The sequence below is a fragment of the Flavobacterium psychrophilum DSM 3660 = ATCC 49418 genome (assembly GCF_002217405.1).
Classification (GTDB): Bacteria; Bacteroidota; Bacteroidia; order Flavobacteriales; family Flavobacteriaceae; genus Flavobacterium; species Flavobacterium psychrophilum.
Window position 1 is genome coordinate 71921 of record NZ_MUHE01000021.1, and the last position, 26244, is coordinate 98164.

23 protein-coding genes are annotated in these 26244 nt (G+C 32.6%); 10 read left to right on the plus strand and 13 right to left on the minus strand.

All coding sequences use genetic code 11. The annotated features are described in order from the left end of the window. The first annotated feature begins 16 nt into the window (after positions 1-16). Entirely contained in the window at positions 17-1771 is a 1755-nt protein-coding gene (locus B0A57_RS06375; protein WP_011964054.1) for an ABC transporter ATP-binding protein, read from the plus strand. 215 nt (positions 1772-1986) lie between these two features. Here B0A57_RS06375 and B0A57_RS06380 read toward each other — a convergent pair whose 3' ends face one another. The 8 genes from B0A57_RS06380 to B0A57_RS06420 form a co-directional block, all read right to left on the minus strand. Then, positions 1987-3726 (minus strand): DUF2326 domain-containing protein, encoded by a 1740-nt coding sequence (locus tag B0A57_RS06380; protein ID WP_034098742.1) that lies wholly within the window; start codon positions 3724-3726, stop codon positions 1987-1989. After that, positions 3717-3944 carry an ABC-three component system middle component 6 gene (locus tag B0A57_RS12450; RefSeq protein ID WP_011964052.1) on the minus strand — a complete coding sequence of 76 codons (228 nt, stop codon included), beginning with the start codon at positions 3942-3944 and terminating at the stop codon, positions 3717-3719. The genes B0A57_RS06380 and B0A57_RS12450 overlap by 10 nt, the downstream gene beginning before the upstream one ends. Continuing rightward, the gene (locus B0A57_RS06390; RefSeq protein ID WP_034098740.1) at positions 3931-4905 is read right to left on the minus strand and encodes an ABC-three component system protein; all 975 of its coding nucleotides are present in this window, start codon (positions 4903-4905) and stop codon (positions 3931-3933) included. Before B0A57_RS06390 ends, B0A57_RS12450 begins: the two co-directional genes overlap by 14 nt. A gap of 324 nt (positions 4906-5229) precedes the next feature. Continuing rightward, positions 5230-6027: a TPM domain-containing protein gene (locus B0A57_RS06400; protein WP_034098735.1), complete on the minus strand. Its 798-nt coding sequence runs from the start codon at positions 6025-6027 to the stop codon at positions 5230-5232. Beyond that, entirely contained in the window at positions 6027-6464 is a 438-nt protein-coding gene (locus tag B0A57_RS06405; protein WP_011964049.1) for a TPM domain-containing protein, read from the minus strand. Before B0A57_RS06405 ends, B0A57_RS06400 begins: the two co-directional genes overlap by 1 nt. A gap of 78 nt (positions 6465-6542) precedes the next feature. Then, on the minus strand, positions 6543-7130 hold the full coding sequence (locus B0A57_RS06410) for a LemA family protein (protein WP_011964048.1): 588 nt from the start codon (positions 7128-7130) through the stop codon (positions 6543-6545). A 48-nt stretch (positions 7131-7178) separates the two neighbouring features. Then, positions 7179-7511: a MerR family transcriptional regulator gene (locus B0A57_RS06415; RefSeq protein ID WP_011964047.1), complete on the minus strand. Its 333-nt coding sequence runs from the start codon at positions 7509-7511 to the stop codon at positions 7179-7181. After that, positions 7511-8488, minus strand: coding sequence for a M23 family metallopeptidase (locus B0A57_RS06420; protein ID WP_011964046.1), 978 nt, complete (start codon positions 8486-8488; stop codon positions 7511-7513). The genes B0A57_RS06415 and B0A57_RS06420 overlap by 1 nt, the downstream gene beginning before the upstream one ends. Positions 8489-8818: 330 nt before the next feature. Here B0A57_RS06420 and alaS point away from each other — a divergent pair, with 330 nt between their 5' ends. Both alaS and B0A57_RS12480 read left to right on the plus strand, forming a co-directional pair. After that, positions 8819-11482, plus strand: coding sequence for an alanine--tRNA ligase (gene alaS / locus B0A57_RS06425; protein WP_034098733.1), 2664 nt, complete (start codon positions 8819-8821; stop codon positions 11480-11482). A gap of 346 nt (positions 11483-11828) precedes the next feature. Continuing rightward, positions 11829-12842 carry an IS256 family transposase, variant Zn-binding type gene (locus B0A57_RS12480; RefSeq protein WP_089081996.1) on the plus strand — a complete coding sequence of 338 codons (1014 nt, stop codon included), beginning with the start codon at positions 11829-11831 and terminating at the stop codon, positions 12840-12842. Positions 12843-13107: 265 nt separating this feature from the next. Here B0A57_RS12480 and B0A57_RS06435 read toward each other — a convergent pair whose 3' ends face one another. Beyond that, positions 13108-16536 carry a methylmalonyl-CoA mutase family protein gene (locus tag B0A57_RS06435; protein ID WP_034098730.1) on the minus strand — a complete coding sequence of 1143 codons (3429 nt, stop codon included), beginning with the start codon at positions 16534-16536 and terminating at the stop codon, positions 13108-13110. Between the two features lie 347 nt (positions 16537-16883). On the opposite strand from B0A57_RS06435, the gene B0A57_RS06440 reads away from it, so the two are divergent. The 3 genes from B0A57_RS06440 (at position 16884) to B0A57_RS06450 (ending at position 18570) form a co-directional block, all read left to right on the plus strand. Continuing rightward, on the plus strand, positions 16884-17123 hold the full coding sequence (locus B0A57_RS06440; RefSeq protein ID WP_034098757.1) for a hypothetical protein: 240 nt from the start codon (positions 16884-16886) through the stop codon (positions 17121-17123). Then, on the plus strand, positions 17123-17440 hold the full coding sequence (locus B0A57_RS06445) for a type II toxin-antitoxin system RelE/ParE family toxin (RefSeq protein WP_011964042.1): 318 nt from the start codon (positions 17123-17125) through the stop codon (positions 17438-17440). Before B0A57_RS06440 ends, B0A57_RS06445 begins: the two co-directional genes overlap by 1 nt. 407 nt (positions 17441-17847) lie before the next feature. Then, complete coding sequence (locus B0A57_RS06450) at positions 17848-18570, plus strand: DUF4197 domain-containing protein (RefSeq protein WP_034098728.1); 723 nt, start codon at positions 17848-17850, stop codon at positions 18568-18570. Between the two features lie 165 nt (positions 18571-18735). Here the strand turns inward: B0A57_RS06450 and B0A57_RS06455 are convergent, their stop codons facing one another. Beyond that, a complete protein-coding gene (locus B0A57_RS06455; RefSeq protein WP_034098726.1) occupies positions 18736-19167 on the minus strand; it encodes a DUF4268 domain-containing protein in 432 nt (143 codons plus the stop codon). Positions 19168-19365: 198 nt separating this feature from the next. Between B0A57_RS06455 and B0A57_RS06460 the strand changes: the two genes are divergently transcribed. After that, positions 19366-20004 carry an NUDIX hydrolase gene (locus B0A57_RS06460; protein ID WP_038466755.1) on the plus strand — a complete coding sequence of 213 codons (639 nt, stop codon included), beginning with the start codon at positions 19366-19368 and terminating at the stop codon, positions 20002-20004. A gap of 45 nt (positions 20005-20049) precedes the next feature. Then, positions 20050-20865 (plus strand): lysophospholipid acyltransferase family protein, encoded by an 816-nt coding sequence (locus B0A57_RS06465; protein ID WP_011964038.1) that lies wholly within the window; start codon positions 20050-20052, stop codon positions 20863-20865. Positions 20866-20870: 5 nt separating this feature from the next. Here the strand turns inward: B0A57_RS06465 and B0A57_RS06470 are convergent, their stop codons facing one another. Next, a complete protein-coding gene (locus B0A57_RS06470; RefSeq protein ID WP_034098722.1) occupies positions 20871-21479 on the minus strand; it encodes a hypothetical protein in 609 nt (202 codons plus the stop codon). Between the two features lie 13 nt (positions 21480-21492). Continuing rightward, a complete protein-coding gene (locus B0A57_RS06475; protein WP_011964036.1) occupies positions 21493-21987 on the minus strand; it encodes an RNA polymerase sigma factor in 495 nt (164 codons plus the stop codon). A gap of 214 nt (positions 21988-22201) precedes the next feature. Between B0A57_RS06475 and B0A57_RS06480 the strand changes: the two genes are divergently transcribed. Continuing rightward, a complete protein-coding gene (locus tag B0A57_RS06480) occupies positions 22202-23506 on the plus strand; it encodes an NAD(P)/FAD-dependent oxidoreductase (protein WP_034098719.1) in 1305 nt (434 codons plus the stop codon). Here B0A57_RS06480 and B0A57_RS06485 read toward each other — a convergent pair. Continuing rightward, positions 23503-24558, minus strand: a complete 1056-nt coding sequence (locus tag B0A57_RS06485) for a DUF3810 domain-containing protein (RefSeq protein ID WP_034098755.1) — start codon at positions 24556-24558, stop codon at positions 23503-23505. The genes B0A57_RS06480 and B0A57_RS06485 overlap by 4 nt on opposite strands. Before the next feature lie 98 nt (positions 24559-24656). Between B0A57_RS06485 and B0A57_RS06490 the strand changes: the two genes are divergently transcribed. Continuing rightward, entirely contained in the window at positions 24657-26120 is a 1464-nt protein-coding gene (locus B0A57_RS06490; protein WP_011964033.1) for an aminoacyl-histidine dipeptidase, read from the plus strand. Positions 26121-26244 lie beyond the last annotated feature (124 nt).

Below are 26244 nucleotides of genomic sequence, written 5' to 3' on the forward strand. Positions count from 1 at the left end.
CTTCAAAAAACAAAAGATGAAACTCCTATATTCTTATTTAATAAAACATAAAACCTTGTTGCTTTTTGCTTTACTCATGGCTGCTATAAACATTTGTTTTAGTTTAAGTGATTCTATAATAACAGGTAAATTAATGCAAGATTGCGGTGTGGGTATTGCAAAATACAAAGGACAAGAGCTTAATTTTATAAAAGCTGTTGGTTTCTGGATAGGGCTTTCCCTGGGGGCTGCCATGATTTCTCGTATTACTAAAAATTTTCAGGATTATTTTACCAATTTAGTGATTCAACGTACTGGTGCCGAAATGTATACAGATGGGATTAAAAAGTCTTTAGACTTGCCTTACGAAGATTTTGAAGACCAGCGCAGCGGAGAAACATTAAGCAAATTACAAAAAGCACGTACCGATTCCGAAAAGTTAATTACCCTTTCTATTTCATTAATATTTCAAACCATTATTGGATTTATTTTTGTTATTGTTTACATATCAAGAATAGATTATCGTATTGCTTTTGTATTCATATTAACAGCCCCAATTATTGCTTTTATTAGTTCTTTTTTAGGAAAAAAAATTAAAGTTGTTTCTAGAAGAATCGTACAACAAACCAATTCTCTTGCTGGATCTACAACCGAAAGTTTGAGAAATATCGAATTAGTAAAAAGTTTAGGTTTAACACAACAAGAGGAAAGTAGATTAAATTCGAACACGCATAAGATTTTAAAATTAGAAATAGAAAAAATTAGATTCATTAGAAGTTTAAGTTTTATTCAAGGTACAACGGTTCATTTTATGAGAACTTCTGTTGTTTTTACCCTATACTATTTCTTGTTTAGTCATAAAATAGTAGTAGGAGATTTACTTACTATGGTGTTCTTTACTTTTTTTATTTTCAATCCTTTGCAAGAATTGAGTGCCTTTATTATTGCTAAAAATGAGACGAAAGTTTCGATGGAAAATTTCGAAAATTTATTAAAAGCAAAATCTGAATTTCGTCCAGAAAAACCTAAATCTATAGGAAAAATTTCTTCCTTACAATTTTTAAATGTGAGTTTTAAGCACAAAACGGCAAAATTTTCGGCAGTCGAAAATATAGATTTTCATATCAATCAAGGAGAAACAGTAGCGTTTGTTGGTCCGTCTGGCGCAGGAAAAACAACTTTAGTTAAGTTGTTAGTAGGGTTGTATCCGCCCGCAGAGGGGCAAGTATTGTATAACGGCGTAAATTCTAACGAAATAGATTTGTTAGATTTGCGTAGGCAATTGGGATTTGTAACGCAAGATGCACAATTGTTTTCAGGAACTATTCGTGAAAATTTATTGTTTGTAAAGCCAGATGCTACCAATGAAGAGCTATATGATGCACTAAACCGTGCAAGTTGCGAAAATTTATTAAACCGTGCCGAAGACGGATTAAATTCGACCATTGGGGAAGGCGGTATTAAAGTTTCTGGTGGCGAAAAACAACGTTTATCTATTGCTCGTGCCATATTAAGAAATCCAAATTTATTAATTTTTGACGAAGCAACTTCTGCATTAGATTCGATCACAGAAGAAGAAATAAATACTACCATTAGAAATATTTCAGATCAAAACCGAATTACGGTTCTTATTGCGCATCGATTATCTACAATCATGCACGCTGATAGAATATTTGTTCTAGAACAAGGAAAAATTATCGAGCAAGGTAAACATGAAGATTTGTTGCTAGAAAAAGGTTTGTATTATGCCATGTGGAGACAACAAATTGGGGAAAGAAAAAGTGTAACCTAGTTTAAATTTGTTCTTGTCTTGTGTTGTACTAAGTCAAACGATCCTTTTTAACTGAAACGTATGTTTTTAAGGCATCAAAATTTTACAACTTTGAACTTAACCCAAAAATAAACCTCGCTTAAAACGGATTAAACGAGGCTGTTTTTTTATGGTTTTTGTAAATGTTTTTCAAAAATTTAGGGTTGTGCAACAGCTACCGCTGTTATAGCCAGTGCTTAATTTTCTTCTGAATTTTCAATTCTAAATAATTTATCTACTTGCGATAATTTCACAACAAAATATTCCTCTTTGTTCAATTCATCAGGTAGCTTATCTTGCAAAATTGACGCAACAAATTGAATATTTGTCTTATCAACTAGTTCTGCAATTTTTACTAATTGATTATTGTGCATTAATTCCTTTTTATCATTTAGTAAAAAATGCAATGTTGGAATATTTTCTGTGTCTGCAAACATAACATATGCAATATCAAAACAAGAAATTTCACCTTGCTTTTTTCCAGAACTAAAATTAGTATTAAAAGCACTAAATTTATATAGTCTTTGACGTTTTTTATTAGTTACTATATCATATTTTAATGCATATTGTTCTCCATAAAGCGTTTCAGAAACATTTGCAAAAAAGCTATTGAATTTTTTTAATTGACTTTTTACTTTTAATTCAAATTCTTCTGAAAACAATGTATCATCAATTTTCTCTAATAATTGATTCAAATCTTTCATTTCATCCTCAACTTCATTCAGTTGTTGAATAATATTTTCATATTCTCCTTTTTTTCTATATTTTTCATTAAGGTCAAGAATTAAAATTTCAAGTTCTTCAAATGATTCACTTTTCGATATTATTTGTGATTGAGATTTTTCTTTTATTAATAAGCTTTGTAGTTCAAAAGATTTAGAACTAATTTTTTTTTCAAGTTCTGGCATTTCTTTTTTAATGAATTCAACTTTTTCATTAATCATTTGGTTATGATAATTCACTAAATCATCAAAAGATTTTTGAATGCCTTCTATTCTTTGTGTAGCTTGTTGATATATAGCTTGTAATTGTTGTATGTCAATATCTGAAAAGTTTGATTTTAAATCAATTTCAGCTTCATTTATTAAGTCTCTCTTTATTTTTAAATTTGTTAATTCTGAACTTGTTTTATTAATTTGATATTTTATTTGATTTAATTTGTCTAAATCAGCTTCAAAATTTTCATTCAAATTAAAATTTGATTTTCTAATATTTAGTTTTTCAATATCATTTTCAATAATTGCTAAAGTTGTCTCATAAGCAGTTTTTGTTTGAGATTTTTCAAGTCTGACTCTAAAAGAATCTTCTTGTTTTAATTTGGCTATTAAATTTTGTTTTTCATTTCCTTTACCAAAATCAATTCCTAGCATAAAAAGATGCAAAGTTTCATATTCAGCATCAGATGTATACTTGTCTAATGTTCTAAGAGTACTGTTTATATTTTCATCTTTGTATCTAATATTATGAGATATTATTTGTCTAAATGTTGGCTTTTCGGAATTATGATTTGGAAAAATTAAATTTAATAATTCAATCTCAAATTCATCCTCGGTATAATTCTTTTCATTAATTCTTCTAATTATTTGATTGCTTGATAAAAAATTTCTTTGAATTGTAACTTCTGTTGAATCTGAAACATCTAAATCATCTTTTAAAATTAATGTTATTAAAATATTTTGATCTCTTAAATACTCTTTTACTAACAGATTTTCTTCTTTTTTTGAATCAGGATCTACATAAATACCTTTTGCATTAGCACCTAGACAAAAATCAATTAATTGCAAAACAGTAGTCTTGCCAACACTATTACCTGTTTCGGTTCCATCCGACAATTCATTTTCTTGTGTTTCATCAATAATAAGATTCATTCCTTTACGGAAATTAATTTCTCTTATGAGATTACTGTTAGAAGTTATTTTTAATGATTTTAAGAACATAATATAATTTTACCTTTAGAATTTATTTTTGCGACATCAATAAGATATAACCAATCTAAACATAAGATAAATATTGAAAATGACATATTTATACTTTGTTTTACATTGTAATATAGTTCCAATATATTTTGAGAATTACTTTTTTGAAGTGATTTCAAAACAAATGCTCCATTATAATAGATGGAATTTTCTGGATGTATATTATCAGGAATTAGCATAATTGTAACTTAAAGGATTTTCAAAAATTTTACATCTAATAAAAGCATCTACAACAATAATTTTTACACATAACTCTAATTCATCAATTGGTATTTCAATAAAATTGGCACTATTAACAACTTTTTCTTTTACATTTTCAATTACTTGCAAAAATATATAATCTGAACTAGTATTTTGATGTTTTACAGATATTTCTACAAAACTAGAATTAACTGATTGTAAAACAGAAAGACTTTTATTTGAACCTTGAGTGTCAAATTCTGCATATTTTTTATCTAATCTACCATAATACATTGCATAATCTTCGATTGTTGATTTTGTTGCAACTAGAGAATTATGAGTAATTTTTCTGTCTATTTCAAAGCTATTTGTCTCTACCTTGTTAGATAAAGCTAGATTTTCTTTAGATAGGATATTTATAATAATAGCTAAATTTGAATCAAGTTTAACTATATCTACATCATTTCCGAGTTCTTTTTGGACTAATTGATAGATTTCTTTTTGCTTCTCAATATCGGTCGATAAAATAAAGTTTAATATCATTTTGTTATCAATAATATCTGAAGCAGGTTTAAAGTTTATTTTATGTGGATTTAAAAATGTTCCTTTTATCAAATCAGTTGATTCTTTTGAGATTAAAACGAATTTAAAAGTATATGAAGAATATTTTGAAATTATTTTTTTACTTAATGATGATTCAAGTTTTTGTTTTGTGTTTGTAGCAGAAACTTGTAAAACTATTTTTTTTTTATGGTCAATTAAATCAATAGCTTCAATATTTTGTTGTATTGGATTTAAATTCACTAATTCCCAACCAAATACTTTACTTAAAAAGTAAGAGTAAAAGTTTTCAGAATGATTATGCAAATCAAGTATATTTAATTTACCTTTTTGATTAATATTATAAGATAAAATTCCTATTTTGTCTACAATGTAATTGAAATATAATGTTCTGTTCATTTATAAAAAATATTTGTAAATATATGTATTATTTCGAGGATTGATTCAGTATTTAGGCGGTTTTCTCGCATTGGCTATAACTTTCGGATTGGAATCAGTAAACAGATTGGCTTTAGCCAAAATGAGCATTGTGTTTTTTCTAAAGTCGGTTAATTTGAAATTGCTTTTGGTTTTAACCAGCGGTAATTCAGCTAGTTCTTTGATTGTAATTTTTATCCTTAAATTAGTTACAGGAATTTCTAATTAAAAATGGTATGAGAAAGGTTTTATGTATGCTATTAGAAATTTGTGCGCATCATTTTTAAGGGTTTTACTAACATTATATTACCAGCTTCCGCTACTGCCACCACCAGAGAAACCGCCACCGCCAAAACCACCGCCAAAACCGCCACCACCAGAAAATCCTCCGCCAGACGAACCGCCAAAACCGCCGCTACTGCGCCCCATACTACTTAGAATGATTGCATCGAGCAAACTGGGGGTTCTGCCAATACCGCTTCCGTTTCCTTTGTTGTTTTTAGAAATTAGCATCAATATAATTATAAAAACAATAATTAAAAATACAATAGGGATTCCGCCGCCATCATCTTTATCTCCTTTTCGTGTTCCTTTATATTTTCCTTTAAAGACATCAAAAATGGCATCGGAGCCTTTGTCTAGACCGTTATAATAACTTCCTGCTTTAAATTCGGGTATGATAATGTTTCTAATAATTTCGCCACCAATTCCTGCGGTTAATCTATCTTCGAGTCCGTAACCAGGATTAATAGCAATTTTTCTTTCCTCTTTAGCTAATAGAATTACAACTCCGTTGTCGTCCTTTGCTGTTCCTCCAATTCCCCATTTTTGTCCCCATTTTGTAGCTAATTGGTTAACATTTTCGCCTTGTAAACTTTCAATGGTAATCACCACAATTTGGGTAGTGGTAGAATCTGAATATTTAATAAGTTTTTTTTCTAGTTGCGATTTTTGGTCAGCGCTTAAAACATTTGCATAATCATATACCGAAGTCTGAAATTTTGGAATATCTGGAATACTAAATTGTGCAAAACCTATTTGAGTACAGCAAAACCAAACAAATATTAGGTATAAAAAGGAAGTGTTGTTTTTAAGTAAATTCATTATCCTTTAGATATTTCGTTAGGCAATTCATTTGTGTCGTCATCTTGATACGGGAAATAGTTTTTTAGTTGTTCTCCTGCTTTGAGAATACCATCAACTAATCCTTGCTTAAAGTTTCCTTTTTGGAAATGACTTGCCATGATATTTTTAGTGCTTTCCCAAAAATCGGTTGGTACCAATTTGTTTATTCCATCATCGCCGCATATAGCAAATTGTTTACTTTTTACAGCAACATAAATTAAAACACCATTGGCATCTTTCGTATTGTGCATCTTTAATTCATTAAAAACGGCTACTGCACGAGTAATTGCATCGGTGGTGGTTTTCTTTTCTAAATGCACACGAATTTCGCCAGAAGTATTTTTTTCGGCTATACAAATGGCTTTCACAATTTCTTGTTCTTCGGCTTTAGTTAAAAAATCTTCTACTTTCGACATTTGGTATGTTTTTTTAACCACAAAGTTCTCTAAGCTTTCCCTAAGTACGCTATTGCGAACTTTGTGGTTAATTATTTTTTAGAATTTTACTTCAACAGGTTTTTCAGCACCAGCAACCGATTGAAAATATGCTTTTTCTTTGAAACCAAACATTCCTGCAAATAATGAATTTGGGAAAGTTTTAATATGTGTGTTATATGGTTTTACGGCTTCGTTAAAACGTGTTCTAGCGGTTAAAATCTGATTTTCAGTACTAGCCAATTCGTCTTGTAATTTTAAGAAACTTTGGTCTGCTTTCAAATTAGGATATTGCTCTACAGATACTAATAATCTTGATAAAGAACTGCTTACGCCACTTTGTGCCTGATTAAATTGAGCCAGTTGTTCTGGAGTAATATTTGATGGATCTACCGTTACAGAGGTTGCTTTGGCTCTAGCTTCGATAACTGCTGTTAGTGTTTCTTTTTCATGGGTTGCGTACCCTTTTACCGTATTTACTAAATTTCCTATAAGGTCATTTCTTCTTTGGTAAGATGTTTGCACATCGCCCCAAGTTTGTTCAACAGTTTGACCTAATACCACAGCGGTATTGTTAATTTCTTTAACCCAGCTGTAAATTCCAAAAATTACGACAGCTCCAATAATCCAAGGCAAAAATCTTTTCATGTTTATTTAATTTAAAAGTTATTTATTAGTCAATTATTTTTTAATTCGTTACAATTCGTTTTTAATATTTATCAGTTGTGATCTAATAGATTCTAATTTGCTAACAATGGCAAATTTATCTAAAGTCTTTTTTTGCCCCTCTTTCAAACGCACTTTAGCCCCTTCTAGCGTAAAACCACGCTCTTTTACTAAATGAAATATCAGTTGCAAATGTTGCACATCTTCGGGGGTAAACATTCTGTTACCTTTGGCATTTTTCTTGGGTTTCAGGATATCAAATTCCTTGTCCCAAAACCTAATAAGCGATTGGTTCACCTCAAAAGCCTTGGCAATTTCGCCCATGCTGTAATATCTTTTATCTTTTGGTAAATCTATATGCATTAATCCAGAGATTGGTTTTCTTGTGTTGCTAATTTGGCAATAGCCGTATATTCTACCGCCGAAATATTACCATAATAAAAATTAATCGGATTAATAGCGTTTCCGTTTTTATGAACCTCATAATGACAGTGCGGCGCTTCACTACGTCCAGTACTTCCTACAAATCCTATAATATCACCACGATTTACATGTTGCCCAGCCCGTTTGTTGTATCGGCTTAAATGTGCATATAGCGTTTCATAGCCAAAACCATGCTGAATTACAATATGATTTCCAAAACCCGAAGCCGTATTGTCTGCCCTTTGTATCACACCATCTCCAGTTGCAAAAACAGGAGTTCCGGTAGGTGCCGTAAAATCCATTCCTTTGTGCATCTTTCTGGCTTTTGTAAACGGATCACTTCGGTACCCAAAACCAGATGCCATATGTTTCAATTGCTCATTTTTTACAGGTTGAATAGCAGGAATAGAACCCAAAAATTTCTCTTTTGCTTTCGATAATTTCAAAATCTCATCGAGCGATTTCGATTGCACAGCAAGTTGTCTCGAAATCATATCCACACGTTCAGAAGTATTAGTCACCAACTGTTCATTATTATAGCCCAACAACTGTTTAAACCTATTTTCGGTAATAATTCCTTTCTTTTTCGGAATTTCAGAAATAGGCGCATTATTAAAATAAACACGATAAATATTATTATCACGATCAGTAATATTAGCTAAAACAGCATCTAATTCATCTATTTGTTTGTTTAAAATGGTATAATTTAATTTCAAATTCTCATTCTCACGAGCCAGTAATTTATCTTTTGGCGTTTCAAAATACGGCGTATTTAATAACGCAATAAAACACAAAAAACCAAACAATGCCGCAGCCACTAAAAACAAGGCGATATAACCAAAACTTTTCGCTTTTTTAGTTTTTATTTTCCGATACGCTAAATTTTCGGCATCGTAATAGTATTTTACTTTCTTCATATTTTAAAATATCCTATTTTTGTAGTCGTTATCACAAAGTAACAAAATATTAGACGAACTAATGTAGAAAATGTTTCAATTATTAAACATCTTTTTTATTATGAGTGCCTAATCCAGCTATTCGTTGCAAGTTCTCGTTTAGAAAGCTTTTTTTCTACGAGCCAGCAGGAGCTTCCTTTGGTCGCTCTGCCAGCTCAAGAAAAAATAGCTTTCTAAATCTCGAAGCTTTCCACTACTATCTGGGGCAAAAAAGGTTATTCGTTAATTTGGTTATTCGTTTATTCGAATCCCAAATAAACAAATAACCGAATAACCGATTAAACATAAAAAATGACATCAAAAGAAATCCGCCAGCAATACCTTAAATTCTTCGAATCAAAAGGACATTTAATAGTTCCATCGGCACCCATCGTGCTAAAAGACGATCCAACCCTAATGTTTAACAATTCAGGAATGGCACAGTTTAAAGAATATTTCTTAGGAAACGGAACGCCAAAAAGCCCAAGAATTGCCGACACTCAAAAATGTTTGCGTGTCTCAGGAAAACACAACGATCTCGAAGATGTAGGATTCGACACCTACCATCATACCATGTTCGAAATGCTAGGAAACTGGTCTTTTGGCGATTATTTCAAAAAAGAAGCCATCAATTGGGCTTGGGAATTATTAACAGAAGTCTATAAAATTCCAAAACAAAACTTATACGTTTCGGTTTTCGAAGGCAGCAAAGAAGACAACGTACCCTTCGACCAAGAAGCTTGGGATATCTGGAAAGGATTAATCGACGAAGACCGAATCATTTTAGGAAACAAAAAAGACAACTTCTGGGAAATGGGCGATCAAGGACCATGCGGACCCTGTTCAGAAATTCATGTCGATTTGCGTACTCCAGAAGAAAAAGCACAAGTTTCAGGAAAAAGTTTAGTAAACAATGACCATCCGCAAGTGGTAGAAATCTGGAACAATGTTTTTATGGAATTTAACCGTAAAGCCGATGGTTCTCTAGAAAAATTACCAGCACAACACGTAGATACCGGAATGGGATTTGAGCGTTTGTGTATGGCATTACAAGGAAAAACATCTAATTATGATACCGATGTTTTTACGCCACTTATCGAAAAAGTAACACAAATTACAGGATATAAATATACTTCAAACGAAGTTAAAAACATAAGCGAAGAACAAAACAAGACCAATATTGCAATCAGAGTTATTGTCGATCACGTTCGTGCCGTAGCTTTTGCTATTGCCGACGGGCAATTGCCCTCTAACACAGGCGCAGGTTATGTAATTCGCAGAATTTTGCGTCGAGCTATTCGTTACGGATTTACATTTTTAGACACCAAAGAACCTTTTATTACTAAATTAGTAGCAGTTTTAGCCAGCCAAATGGGCGAATTTTTCCCAGAAATAAAATCACAACAACAATTAGTTACCAATGTAATTCGAGAAGAAGAAGCGTCTTTTTTAAGAACTTTAGAGCAAGGTTTGCAATTATTAGACAAAGTTGTTGCCGAAACAAAAGGGAAAGAAGTTTCAGGAGCAAAAGCATTCGAATTGTATGATACTTTCGGTTTTCCAATCGACTTAACGGCTTTAATTCTTCGTGAAAAAGGATACGAATTAGACGAAGCAGGATTTAATGCCGCCATGCAAGAACAAAAAAACCGTTCCCGTGCCGCATCAGAAGTTTCTACCGAAGATTGGTCTGTTTTAATTCCAGGAAATATAGAAACATTCGTTGGTTATGACAAAACAGAAAATGATGTAAAAATCACTCGTATTCGTAAAGTAAATTCAAAAAAAGATGGTATTTTATACCAAATTGTTTTAGACAACACGCCATTTTATCCAGAAGGAGGAGGACAAGTAGGAGATAAGGGAACCTTGGTTTCTGCAAATGACTCGAGCGATAGCGAACAGGCGAAGCAAACGATTGATATTATTGATACTAAAAAAGAAAACAACTTAATATTACATTTTGCAAAACAATTGCCAGAAAATATAGAAACTGGTTTTGTAGCCAAAGTAAATACCAATTTAAGAGCGTCAACTTCCAAAAATCATTCAGCTACACATCTAATGCATTTGGCTTTGAGAAGTATTCTAGGAACACATGTCGAGCAAAAAGGGTCGTTAGTAAACCCAGATTATTTGCGTTTTGATTTTTCACATTTTTCTAAAGTTTCCGATGACCAATTGCGTCAGGTAGAAGCAAGTGTAAACGCACAAATCGAATCCCGATTACAATTGACAGAGCACAGAAATATTCCAATAAAAGAAGCCTTGGATAAAGGCGCAATGGCTTTGTTTGGAGAAAAATATGCTGATAATGTTCGCATGATAGAATTTGGCGAAAGCAAAGAACTTTGTGGCGGAATTCACGTAAAAAACACAGCGCAAATTTGGCATTTCAAAATTTTATCTGAAGGTGCAGTTGCCGCAGGAATTCGAAGAATTGAAGCCATTACTGGCGATGCAGTGAAAGCTTTTTATACAAATCAGGAAAATACATTATCTGAAATCAAAGAAGTTTTAAAAAAACCACAAGATATTTTAAAATCAGTAACTTCATTGCAAGACGATAATGTTAAGTTAAAAAAACAAATAGAGCAATTGCTGAAAGAAAAAATTGAAGGATTAAAAAATACTTTGGTTTCAGAATTTCAAGAAATTAATGGTATCAACTTCTTGTCGAAGCAAGTAGATTTAAGCATGAGTTCTACTAAAGATTTGGTACAAGCATTGGGAAGTTTAAAACCAAATTCGTTTGTTGTTCTAGCTTCAATAGAAGAAAATATGCCAAATATTCACTGTTATATTGCTAAAGAATTGGTGGCAGGAAAAGGCTTAAACGCTAATGTTGTTATTAAAGAATTAGGGAAATATATTGAAGGAAACGGTGGTGGACAACCATTTTTTGCCTCAGGAAAAGGGAAAAATGTAAGCGGTATTAAAGAAGCTTTGCAAAAAGCGATTGAGTTTGTAAAGTAGTATTGTGATATTGTTGGGGTTTATTGTTTAAAATAGCTTAATGCTATTAATTACAGTATTTTATGTTAGTAATTGGAGTAAAATATTTTTGAGGTTTTTTCTGCTTCAAAAATATTGCTTCATACTTTTATTCTTTATTTTATTTTTTCGGAGTTCAGTACTTCGTTTGTAATATAAAGCCAATCCTACGACAAATAATGAAATTTAGAAAAGGCTCTAATTAATAGCATTTAAGTGTTTAAAACTCGGTTTAATAGTCAAAAATAGTTGGTAAAAACCTTTCTAGTCACTATAAAATATGATGTTTCCAAAAGTTTATTGAAATTCGTTTCAATAAACTTTTTTTATTTATGAAAAACTCAAAAAAAAGCGTTGTCCAACGTGTAAAAGTCTTCAAACTATTAAATGGGGAATCCAGCAAAATAAGCAACGATTTAAATGTAAAGATTGTGGGCAATTCTTTACAGCAATTAACAAATCTGTTTCTGATTCAAACAAAGAAATTTGGTTTAAGAATTGGATAATTGGCAAAGATACTTTTGAAAAAATATCACTTGAATCTGGATATAGCAAGAGCACATTGCAGCGTTATTTTTCTAAAATGTTATGCAAGGCACCTGTTTTAGAATTCAACTCTACTGATGAAATTTATTTAGTCCTGGATGGAACCTATTTTTCGAATGATATTTGTTTAGTAGTTTATAGAAACTTTCATTTAAAGTTGACACAACTTTATCGCATGACTGATGGAGAACATTTTGAAGAGATTGCAGAAGACTTGCAGAATTTATTGAATCTAGGAATTAAAATAAAAAGCATCACATCAGATGGCGATAAATCCTCAATAAAGGCCATCAAAAAAGTTTGTCCAAAAGTGCCTTTTCAAAGATGTTTAGTCCATATATCAAGGATGTGCCGAATCTGGCTTACGCAAAACCCTAAACATAAATCGGGTTTTGAACTCAAACAAATAGCAGTTAAAATTGCTTCGCCAGTTCGAGCAAAGCTCTCGGGTCATCATATTAATTCTGAATACAAACGTCAATTATGGCTTATTGAACTTATTCAATGGGAAGAAGAGTATCGAGATTATATCAATCAAAAATCATATAACATTGAAACAGGACGATATTGGTATACTCATAAAATGGTAAGAAGATCATTCAGTGTAATTAAAAAAGCATTGCCAAATATGTTTCTATATTTAAAGGATGATAAAATACCAAATTCGACAAACTCTTTAGAATCATTTTTTGGACATTTAAAAGGGAATCTAAATATTCACAGAGGATTAAGTTTTGCTAATAGAAAGAACTTTTTGAAATGGTATTTGTATTATAAAAATCAAATGAACAAATAGGTTTTCTTTAGCCATTTGGTACACCAAAAAATGTATAAAAAAGGGCAGATTGAACTGCCCTCATTTTTCGTATGTACATCAAATCTATTGCTAATTGGTTGCTCCTCAGCAGAGCCAATGTCCTCTTTAATTTGATAGGGTAATTTAACTAATCTAAAATGAAAAATCACCAACTATTTTTGACCACATTACCAAAATAAAAATCCTGGAACAACAAACAAATAGTTTGTTATTCCAGGATTTTAATTTATTCAAATATTAAAACTTACATATTTCTTCGATATTGACCGCCAACTTCAAACAAGGCACTCGTAATTTGTCCTAACGAACAAACTTTCGTAGCTTCCATTAAGTGTGCAAATAAGTTCTCGTTTTTGATAGCAGCTTCTTGTAATATATTTAGATGTTCTTCTACTTTATTAGCACTTCCTTTGTGTAAATTAGTTAACATATCTATTTGATATTGCTTTTCTTCTTCGGTAGCACGAATAACTTCGGCAGGAATAACCGTTGGAGAACCTTTAGAACTCAAGAAAGTGTTTACCCCAATAATTGGGAATTCACCCGTGTGTTTCAAGGTTTCGTAATACAAACTTTCTTCCTGAATTTTCGATCGTTGGTACATGGTTTCCATGGCACCAAGAACGCCGCCACGCTCAGTAATTCGGTCAAATTCTTGTAAAACAGCAGCTTCAACTAAATCGGTCAATTCTTCGATAATAAACGAACCTTGAATTGGGTTTTCGTTTTTCGCCAATCCTAATTCTTTATTAATAATTAACTGAATCGCCATGGCACGGCGCACAGATTCTTCCGTTGGCGTGGTAATCGCCTCATCATAAGCATTGGTATGCAACGAATTACAGTTGTCGTAAATTGCATATAAAGCTTGTAAAGTGGTGCGAATATCATTAAAATCTATTTCTTGGGCGTGAAGCGAACGACCCGATGTTTGAATATGGTATTTCAACATTTGTGCTCTTTCGTTAGCTCCGTATTTATTTTTCATGGCTTTCGCCCAAATTTTACGTGCCACACGACCAATTACGGCATATTCTGGATCGATTCCGTTTGAGAAAAAGAATGATAAGTTAGGACCAAAATCATTAATATTCATACCACGACTCAAATAATATTCCACGTAAGTGAATCCATTAGAAAGTGTAAATGCCAATTGCGTGATTGGATTAGAACCTGCTTCGGCAATGTGATAACCCGAAATAGAAACCGAATAAAAGTTTCTTACGTTTTCTTTGATGAAGTATTCTTGTACGTCTCCCATTAATCGCAAGGCAAATTCGGTCGAGAAAATACACGTATTTTGTGCCTGGTCTTCTTTAAGAATATCCGCTTGAACGGTACCACGAACTTGAGATAATGTTCTTATTTTAATATCATTATAAACGTCGGCAGGCAAAACTTGATCTCCAGTAACTCCTAACAGCATTAAACCTAAACCATTATTACCAGCAGGAATTTCTCCTTGGTAACTTGGTCTTGTAATGCCTTTTTTCTTGTAGATTTCGTTTATTTTTTCTTGAACTTCTACTTCAAGATTATTTTCTTTAATGTAATGTTCACATTGTTGGTCTATAGCTGCATTCATAAAAAAACCTAACAACATGGGAGCGGGCCCATTTATAGTCATAGAAACTGAGGTCATGGCATGCACCAAATCGAAACCTGAATACAGTTTTTTAGCATCATCTAAACAACAAATAGAAACCCCTGCGTTTCCAATTTTTCCGTAAATATCAGGGCGAACATGCGGATCGTTTCCGTATAAAGTTACACTATCAAAAGCAGTAGAAAGCCTTTTTGCTGGCAATCCTGCAGAAACATAATGAAAACGTTTGTTGGTTCTTTCTGGTCCACCTTCTCCAGCAAACATCCTACTTGGATCTTCTCCTTCACGTTTGAACGGATATAATCCCGAAGCAAAAGGAAATTCTCCTGGTACATTTTCTTGCAAATTCCATTTCAAGATATCGCCCCAAGCTTGGTATTTTGGCAATGAGATTTTTGGTATTTGAGAATGTGATAAACTTTCGGTATGTGTAGCGATTTTTATTTCCTTATCACGTACTTTGAAAGTGTAGAAAGGATTTTTGTATTTATTTACTTTCTCATTCCAAGTGAGAATGATTTCCCAGTTGTAGGGATCGAGATTCATTTTTACTCTGTCGAATTCTTTTAATAACAGTATAATAAATGGATGAGATTCTTCCTTCGTCAGAATGACAAAACTATCGTCAATTCCTGCTTTATTTAAAACTAATGATTTTTCAGAAACACTTTCAATGGTTTTGAAAATTCCGTATAGTTTTTGAGCCACTTCTACTTGAGTAAGTGCTATTTCATCGTATTTTCGATTATTTTCGGCAATTTCAGACAAATATCGTGTTCTGTGTGGCGGAATGACAAAAATTTTCTCGCTCATTTCACGAGTGATTTTGAAAGTCGATTTTAAGTCCGAATTTGTTTTTTCGACAATCTTATCCATTATCGATTTATACAACGTGTTCATTCCTGGATCGTTAAATTGCGAAGCAATTGTGCCAAAAACTGGCATGTCATCTGGATTTGAGTCCCAAAGATTATGATTGCGTTGGTATTGTTTTTTTACATCACGAATGGCATCTAATGCGCCACGTTTGTCAAATTTATTCAGAGCTACTAAATCGGCAAAATCTAGCATATCTATTTTTTCCAATTGTGTTGCAGCTCCAAACTCTGGTGTCATGACATAAAGAGAAACATCAGAATGATCCATAATTTCGGTATCAGATTGTCCAATTCCCGAAGTTTCTAAAATTATAATGTCATATTTTGCTGCTTTAAGAACCTGAATGGCTTCGGCAACATATTTAGATAACGCTAAATTAGATTGCCGAGTGGCTAACGAACGCATATAAACTCTAGGATTGTTAATCGCGTTCATACGAATTCTATCTCCTAATAAAGCCCCGCCTGTTTTACGTTTTGATGGATCGACAGAAATTAATCCTATGGTTTTTGTTGGAAAATCTATTAAAAAACGGCGCACTAATTCATCTACTAATGATGATTTTCCCGAACCTCCTGTTCCTGTAATTCCTAAAACTGGAATTTTTGAAGTTTGGTTTTGTTTGTGAATTTTATCAAAATAAGGTTTTGCTATTTCTGGAAAATTTTCGGCAGCCGAGATTAAACGAGCAATTGCCGTTGGATTTTTTTCTTGAATATGTTTTAGTTCTCCGTTTAGTTTGTCGCCAACAGGAAAATCTGAACGTTGCACTAAGTCGTTTATCATTCCTTGCAATCCCATAGCACGACCATCATCTGGTGCATAAATGCGAGTAATCCCGTAGTCTTGCAAATCGGCAATTTCACTAGGCAGAATTACACCACCACCACCGCCAAAGATCTTAATATGACCCGCTCCTTTTTCTTTAAGCAAATCGTGCATAAACTTAAAATACTCATTGTGACCACCTTGATATGAGGTAATTGCAATCGCATTGGCATCTTCTTGAATGGCTGTGTTTACTACTTCTTCGACGCTACGATCATGACCAAGATGTATCACTTCTACTCCTGTAGATTGAATTATTCTTCGCATAATATTAATTGCCGCATCGTGACCATCAAAAAGTGCTGCAGCGGTTACAATTCGCACTTTGTTTATAGGAATATAAGGTGTTTGTGGTTCCATTTTGAGAATTTGGTATTTTTGAGTAGCAAATCTAGAGATTTTTATAAAAATTACCTATTTTTTTTAATGGAAACACAAATTATATTTTCGGCTTAATTCTATTATTTACAGCATTTTAAATTAGGGATTGCTTCGCCAGTTTGTTCTTTTAGCCTCGGGTGACGAGGAAACCCTTTTTGAAGCAGCAAAAGACTCAAAAAGATTACTTCACTATAATTTTATAGGAGTTTAGTGAACTTCGTTTGTAATATAAAGTCCTACCCTTGTGTTGGCAGCAAGCAAAAAAAATTCTGATAACGAATGACATCTTTAAGATAATTTGTATTTTTGATGAAAATATTTTTGTTATGGATATTCAAAGTAGAAAAATAGAATTTGTACAAGCTTTCCTCAAACTTCAAAGTGAAGAAGTTATTTCACAGTTTGAAAGTTTATTGAAAAAGAAATCTACTACAAATCTTGAGCAAGATTCAGATTTCAAACCTATGTCTATTAAAGAATTTAATGACAGAATTGATAAATCTGAAAGCGACTTTAAAAACGGTAGATATAAAAATACTTCTGAGCTCTTAAAGAAATACATTTAATGAGTTATAAAGTAATTTGGTCAAACTTTGCTGAAAGTGAGCTTGACAAAATTTTCGAATATTATATTGAACAAGCAAGTTTAAAAGTTGCTAAAAAGATAATTAAAAACATTTTAGCCGAACCCAAGAGGCTAATTAATAATTCAGAAATGTTTCAAACTGAAGAATTATTAATTGACAGAGAGGAAATTTACAGATATATAGTTTGTGATGATTACAAAATAATCTATTCAGTAGATATTAAGTTGAAACTTATAAAAATAGCGGACGTATTTGATACTCGTCAAAATCCAATAAAAATAAAACGTAATAAATAAATTGCCAGCGGCCAACACACGCTACAACGGATTTGGGTAATTGGCTTAATGGAAAGTTGGTCTTATATTTGGGATGATTTGGCAAATCCGAATAATAGGCTTAATTTAGTCCCAAACCCGATGTAGCGCGAGAACGGTAAAGTCTAAATAAAGGGATTTAAAAAAGCTGTTTATTATACAATTAAGCAAAATTTTTTGAGGATTACTTTTGGGCAGTCGTAAAATAGAATGCGGTATTTAAAATTAGATAATCAATTGATTATGATTTGTTTTTGTTGTCATTTCTACTTCTAAATTTGCAATTTATAAACCCTTAGTCTATTTAAAATAGTGTAATATTTACATTTAATATATAAATGGCTTTATTTTTGATACTATTGCATCATAAAAATTAAAACAATAGCATCATGAAAAAATTAATTCTTTTAGCCTTTTTAGTTCCAATGGCATCGCAAGCCCAATTTGATGGCCTTATAAAGTTAGGTAAAGAAGTCATAAACACGGTCTTAAAAACAGACGATAGTTTTGATATTGCAGCAGGTCTAAAAGAAGCTTTAAATAACGGAGTTGCCATACAGGTTACTAAACTAACGGCAACAGATGGGTTTTATAAAAATGATGCAGTAAAAATACTAATGCCTTCCGAATTGCAAAAAGTTGAGCAAACACTAAGAAAATTGGGTATGAATAAATTAGCAGATGATGGTGTAAAAGCTTTAAACCGAGCAGCTGAAGATGCGGTTAAAGAAGCTACTCCCATTTTTGTTGATGCTGTAACAGGAATGAGTTTTACCGATGCAAAAAATATTTTGATGGGAAACCAAAGCGCAGCAACAACTTATTTGCAAGGTTCTACATCGACTGCATTGTACGGAAAATTTAATCCTGTGATTAAGAGTTCTTTCGGTAAAGTAGGGGCTGATAAAATTTGGACACAAATTATCACAAAATACAATAGTATTCCGTTAGTTAAAAAAGTAAATCCAGATTTGACTGACTATGTTACAAACCAAGCCATGACTGGCGTTTTTAAAATGATTGCTGTCGAAGAAAAAAATATTAGATCTAATGTAAATGCTAGAACATCTAACTTGCTGAAGAATGTTTTTGCCATGCAAGATAAAAAATAATAAAAATTATATAAAATTATTTTTTTTAACATTTATCAATAAAATAACATTGCTTTAACGTTAAATTATAAAAACAATCGCTTTCTTTGTATAGAAATTCATAGAATTTTGTTTGGTTTGGTTAGTTTATACGAAAGTCAGCATCTAGGTGCTGACTTTTTTGTTTTAAATATCCTTAATGTAATCTTCGTATTCGAGATAAAATCGTTCTAACTCGTTCATTTTTTCGTTAAAAAAATCAAATATCTCGTCCCAATATTGTCGGTTACTAACACTAACGTCTAGTTTTTCGACCCAAATGCGGCTAATGGTTTTTTCGCTTTCTAGCGTGTATTTATTTTCAAAAACTAAATCCTTTATATATTCTTCTTCAAGGATAGTTTTTAGAGATTCTAATTTTTCAAAATAAGATTTTCTTTTTTCGGCATCACGCATTTCTATATCAATAAGAACATGGGCTTTTTTATTATCTACAAAAAACTTAAAAGAAAAATCTTTAATTTTTGTGTCATATAATATCCATTTTCTAGGATACTTCTCGGCAAATGAAATCCAGAATTCTCGTTTTAATCTTTGGGCTTCTTCTTTAGTGTACATAATTTATATTAAGGTAAGAATTTGGAACTCGAAATATTTAAACTATCTTTATGATTGTCTTTTTTTTAACTAATAAATTAAATTCGTTGGTTACAGTCTAAAAACGTATTTGCTTTTTATTTTTCGCCACAGGTTTCAAGGCTTAAAAAAGTGTTTGTTATTTTTACACTAAAACCACCTCTCTTTAAAACCAGCAAAATGAAATTTTCAGATTTTTTAAAATATGTGCCAAAAATAGCAAAAGAATCGCTACCAGCGGCTATTGCACATGCAAAAATGATTCCGCCAGAAAGAATAGAGTTTCTAAATAATCAAGATTTTTCGAAAATAATCCCAAAAAAAGCGGCGGTTTTAATGCTTTTGTATCCAAAAAATAAGATGACACATTTGGCATTAATAGTAAGAAATTCTTATCCAGGAATTCATGCTTCGCAAATTGCTTTTCCTGGAGGTAAAGTCGAAGATTCTGATTTATCACTTTGCGAAACCGCATTGCGAGAAACAGAAGAAGAAATAGGGGTTGCTGCAAAAAAAGTAACAGTTATTAGATCGTTTACCCAAGTTTATATTCCGCCAAGTAATTTTCTCGTTTACCCATTTTTAGGCTTCGCCAAAGAGGAACTTTTGTTTACATTAAGTCCTGATGAAGTAGATCAAGTTATCGAATTGCCATTGTATGAATTCCTTGATGAAAAAAATGTTATTTCTACAAAAATGTCAACTTCTTACGCTTCAAACATTCAAATTCCTGCTTTTAAGATAAATGAGCATTTAGTTTGGGGAGCTACTGCTATGATGATGAGTGAGTTGAAAGAAATTCTAAAAAAAGTCTTATAACTTAATAGTTTTTGTAAATTTGTAGTTCACATTTTTTATAAAATTATGGGATTATTTAAGCGAAATCCTTTTGGACATATACTTTTTCTAAAAAAATGGCTCATCCGAATTTTTGCAGCCATAACACACAAACGTTATCGAGGTTTTAACGAATTACAAATAGAAGGTTCGGAAATCATTAAAAATTTGCCAGATACAAACGTGCTATTTATATCAAACCACCAGACCTATTTTGCTGATGTTGTGGCTATGTTTCATGTTTTTAATGCCAGTTTAAGCGGTCGTCAGGATAATATTAAAAATTTAGGCTATATCTGGCAACCCAAATTAAATATTTATTATGTTGCAGCAAAAGAAACCATGCAGTCTGGCTTATTGCCCAGAGTTTTAGCTTATGCAGGAGCCATTTCGGTCGAAAGAACTTGGCGTGCAGGCGGTAAAGATGTAAGTGATACAGCAAAAAAAGACGTAAATCCTAACGATACCGAAAATATAAAAATCGCTTTAGCCGATGGTTGGGTAATTACCTTCCCGCAAGGAACCACGAAATCATTTAAACCTGTTCGTAAAGGAACGGCACATATTATAAAACAACACAGACCTATTGTAGTTCCTATTGTTATTGACGGTTTTCGACGTTCTTTCGACAAAAAAGGGCTTCGAATGAAAAAGAAAGGGATCCTACAAACCTTTACCATCAAAGAACCTTTGGCTATTGATTATGATAACGATACAATTGAAGAAATTGTCGAAAAAGTAGAATATGCCATCGAACAACACCCTTCTTTTCTAAAAGTTATCCCATCTGAAATAATCGAAGAGCAAGAAGAATTAAATAAAATGCGTAAATGGGAATACTAAATTTATTAGAAATCAATTTTCTTTAATTCTTCATAGTTGTTTTTTAATTTACTAAGAAATCTCCCGTAAATTAGCTTGTAAAAATACCAGATACTCCCCATTATACAAATCATTACAAGCAGCAATGCAATGTAGTTTATTTCGGTGATTACTTTGCTTGTAGCTAATCGATTAGCATTGTAACCTTCCTTCCAGCCAGCTAAGGCTGCGTAGGCTCCGGAGATACCTCCTATAAAAATATTCCAAAAAATATAATAAGTAACAACTTTTCTAGTTTTTAAAATAAGTTCTATTAGTTTTCTAGAAGACTCAAGTACCGAAATGGCTTTGTAATTTTTATAAAACAAAAAGATAAAAACGATGATTACAAAATAATTAATATACTGCAAAACATTTAAAAAAGGATGCAAAGCAAAAAAAACCTCTTCTTTTTTATCCGTTAACAAATACCCAATTCCATTTAAAAAAACAAACTCTATAACACTAATATAAAAAATCCATTTCACACTCGAGGAAGAATTTTTATGCAACATCACATAAATTTCCTGCTCCGAAAACTTCGGATAATTATCATTCCTATTCCAATCTTTTTTTAATAAATCCAACTCTTTCATATATTCCTTTTCCTTACGGATTAATAATTTTCTTCAATTTACTCTTAATTCTATTCATTTTCACCCTAGCATTCACCTCACTAATTCCTAACGTTTCAGATATTTCAGTATAATCCTTCTCTTCAAGATACATAAAAACCAAAGCCTTCTCAATATCATTTAACTCCTGAACCGCTTTATACAACAACCTCAAATGCTCCTCTTCCTCATAATTATACTCCTCTTGCAATACAAAATGCTTGCCAGTTTCAAACTCGATTGTATTTAGCGCTTTAGTATTTTTTCGGTATAAAGTAATGGCAGTATTTAGCGCCACACGATACGCCCAAGTAGAAAACTTAGAATCACCACGAAACTTAGGAAAAGCCTTCCATAACTGAATCGTAATTTCCTGAAACAAATCATTATGCGCATCGTTATCTTGAGTATATAACCTACAAATTTTGTGAATTATATTCTGATTATCCTTTAATTGCCCCACAAATGACCGCTCTAATGCATTACTCATATCACGTTAGTAGTATTAATAGTAAGTTTGTTACAAAGTAAAACAATAAAAAATTAGAAGCACAACATTCCCGTTTTTTTCAACATTTTTCCCGCTTTCCGTTTCAATCCTCGCAAAAAAGCTCGGGATTTCCACTACAATCGGGGCTAAAAATTAGCATTCAAATTCTAAAAAACCTTTGTACCTTAGCCCCTAAGAAACCCAGCACCTAAAAATGAATATTCCACAAACAACCCTACCCCGCATAGTCATCATTGGTGGCGGATTTGCAGGCATAGCCATCGCAAAAAAACTAAGAAACAAAAAACTACAAGTGGTCTTATTAGACAAACACAACTACCATACATTTCAGCCCTTATTATACCAAGTTGCCACTGGCGGACTCGAAGCAGGCTCTATTGCCTATCCCATTCGAAAAGTCATTCAGGAATATAAAGACTTTTATTTCAGATTAACATCTGTAAAAGAAATTGATACCCAAAACCAAAATATAATTTCCGAAATAGGCGAATTGCATTACGATTATCTAGTCATTGCAACAGGTTCGAAAACCAATTATTTTGGTAACAAAGAGATCGAACGAAATTCGATGGCAATGAAAACCATTCCACAATCACTCAATATTAGAAGCTTAATTCTCGAAAATTTCGAACAAGCCGTTCTTACAAAAGATCCCGCCGACAAAAACAGCTTAATCAATTTCGTATTAGTTGGCGCAGGCCCAACAGGAGTAGAGCTTGCAGGGGCATTGGCAGAAATGAAAAAAGCCATTCTTCAAAAAGATTATCCAGATCTAGATGTCTCTAAAATGGAAATCAATCTCATTCAAAGTGGCGACCGAATCCTAAACACGATGAGCGAAAAATCATCAAAAGCAGCCGAAGAATTTCTATTAAGTTTAGGTGTCAAAATCTGGAAAAACGTTCGGGTAACTAACTATGACGGGCGTACCATAACCACAAATTCTAACCTTACTTTCGATACCGCCACCTTAATATGGACAGCTGGCGTGCAAGGTGCAGCAATCGCTGGACTCGATGCTAAATCATTAGTACAAAAAGTAGAACGTATTCGTGTAAACCAATACAATCAGGTTGTAGGCCACAATAATATATTTGCCATTGGCGACATCGCTTCTATGGAAACCGATAAATACCCACAAGGTCACCCAATGATGGCACAACCCGCCTTACAACAAGGCGAATTATTAGGAGAAAACATCATAAAACTCATGCAAAACAAGCCCTTAAAACCTTTCCAGTATCATGACAAAGGCAGTATGGCAACCATTGGTCGTAATAAAGCCGTGGTCGATTTGCCTAAATATCATTTTAGTGGCGTTTTTGCTTGGTTTGTCTGGATGTTTGTACATTTATTCTCCCTAATAGGCTTCAAAAACAGAGCCGTTGTTTTTCTAAATTGGGTGTACAATTACATTCGTTTTGATCGAGAAGGAAGGTTAATTATTAGGCCTTACAAAAAGAAAAGCTTTGTTACTTTTACAAGTGATGAGGTTTAAAGTTCATTATTGCTAGAATAATAATTAACCATCAAATTAACAAACTTACTATAACTTTCTAATCCGTCTTTTTGCTGGTTTAATTTCAAAAAATTGTCATAAAAAATCTTAAACCCAGTATCTATAAATGTTTGGTGGCTTTCCCAGAAATGTTGGCTTTCCTGATAGTTTTTTAGCACTCCGGGATTGATGGTTTTTAGTAATTTTTTAAATATTTGGGGATTTCTAACTTCCCAATTAAACAAACAATACCGCAAAGCAAAACTATAACCAGAATATTTAAAATACAAATCTTCCGTTTTTATAGCAGATAAAAAGCTAATAAAATTGCACTCACTTTCGCTGGCATAACCCATTTGGTGTGCCATTTCGTGGCAAGCCGTGCTCGGAAAATTATACATAGGAATCATGTTATTTACTTGAGCCTCATTTGTAAACGGATTCAAATAACCACCAAAACCCATATACGTTAGCGGATAACTAAACAATGATTTTTTCTGACTCGGAACGCCATAAGTAAAAAACGAATATTCTTTAGACAATTTCTGGTAAGCAACAATCGATTTGTCGAAAATTTGATTTTGAGTACAAACAGTTGTTACTTTTTTTGCAGTATCATTAGTAATCTGAAATTGAATTTCATTAGTTTTTACTATTATTTTTTTAGTAAAACAGAGCAATTGTTGGTCTGAATATTCCCTTTTTATATTCATTTTTTCAAAAAGAGGTACTCGGTAATAATTAAAAGCCCACAAAAGATGAAACACAAAATAAGCAACAGACACAAACCCTAAAACAGATAAAATTTTATTTTTCCAATTCTCTTTTCTGCTTTTGTAAAACCAACAAATAGCCCAAATAATTAAAATTCCGTACAAAACATCGCCAACCGAAAACGGAATCCAACCCAAACAGGTTCTAGAAAATTTCGAGATAATTGGATACAGTAAGTTGCTATAGTTTTTCTCGACAAAATTAGGAAAAAACGCAAGCAATTTCAATCCAATAATTTGAACCAATAGCAGGAGCGGAAGTAAGTATTTTCTGTTCACAAAAATGTTTTTAAGAACGTAAATATAATCACAAATCAATTTACAAAGAAAATAAACTTTGTAACTTTGTACACTTGAAACTTTGAAACAAAAAAATAATGAGCCAAGAAATAAGAAACCTTGAACCAAAAGATCTTTGGAACAAATTTGCCGACCTAAACGCAGTGCCTCGTCCTTCTAAAAAAGAAGACAAAGTGATCGAGTTTATGAAAGAATTCGGAAATAGTCTAGGACTAGAAACTTTTGAAGACGAAATTCGTAACGTAATTATCCGCAAACCAGCAACTGCAGGTATGGAAAACCGAAAAGCACTCGTTTTACAAGGACATTTAGATATGGTACACCAAAAAAACGGGGATACTATTTTCGATTTCGATACACAAGGAATCGATATGTATGCAGATGGCGACTGGGTTCGTGCTCGTGGTACAACACTTGGAGCCGATAACGGTCTTGGAGTAGCTATGATTATGGCTATTTTAGAAAGTAAAACCATCAAACATCCAGCCATCGAAGCTTTATTTACTATCGATGAAGAAACAGGAATGACAGGCGCACTAAACCTAAAAGGCGGTATTCTTAGAGGTGATATTCTTTTGAATATGGATACAGAAGAAGACGACGAAATAGACATAGGTTGTGCTGGAGGAATCGATGTAACCGCAACTCGTTCCTATAACGAAGAAGAAACTCCAGAAAGTTCTGTGGGGTATTTAATTACCGTAAAAGGTTTAAATGGCGGACATTCAGGAATGGATATTCACAAAGGTTTGGGTAATGCAAACAAAATCATGAACCGTTTGTTATTTGACGGATTTGAGAATTTCGGATTGCAAGTTGCCGAGATAAACGGCGGAAGTTTACGTAACGCCATTCCTCGTGAAAGTGTTGCCAAAGTAATCGTTGCAGGAATGTACGACGAAGCTTTCGTGTTTGATATGCAAGAAATTATTACCGATATTAAAACCGAATTTAAAACGACAGAACCTAACCTTACTATAGAAATTGTAAAAAGCGATTTGCCTAGTAAAGTAATGGATTTAGGCGTGCAGGAAGGAATAATTCGTTCTATTTATGCAGCTCATAATGGAGTTTATAGAATGAGTGCTGATATGGAAGATTTAGTAGAAACGTCAAACAATGTAGCAAGAGTTATTATTAAAGAAGGAGAAATCACCATTGGCTGTTTAACACGTTCATCGGTAGAAACCTCAAAATTTGATTTAGCAAATGCGTTGCGTTCTGCTTTCGAATTGTGTGGTTGCGAAGTAAACCTTGCGGGGTCTTATCCAGGTTGGACACCTAATGTAAAATCGGAAATATTAGATGTTTTAGTTTCTATTTATGAAAAACAAAACAGCGAAAAACCAAAGGTAGTAGCTTGTCACGCTGGTTTAGAATGCGGGATTTTAGGAACAAATTATCCAGATATGGATATGATTTCTTTTGGACCAACAATACACGGAGCGCACTCTCCAGACGAAAGAGCATCTATAAAATCTTCTCAGAAATTTTATAAATTTGTGCTAGAAATTTTAGAAAATATTCCAGTAAAGAATTAATTTTTTTGTTGTCATAAAAAGCTGAAATATCATTAAAAATGTAAAAACTCGTTTATCACTAAACGAGTTTTTTATTTATACCAAATTAGCTTTAAAAACACTGGAATATTTATTGAGGATGTTG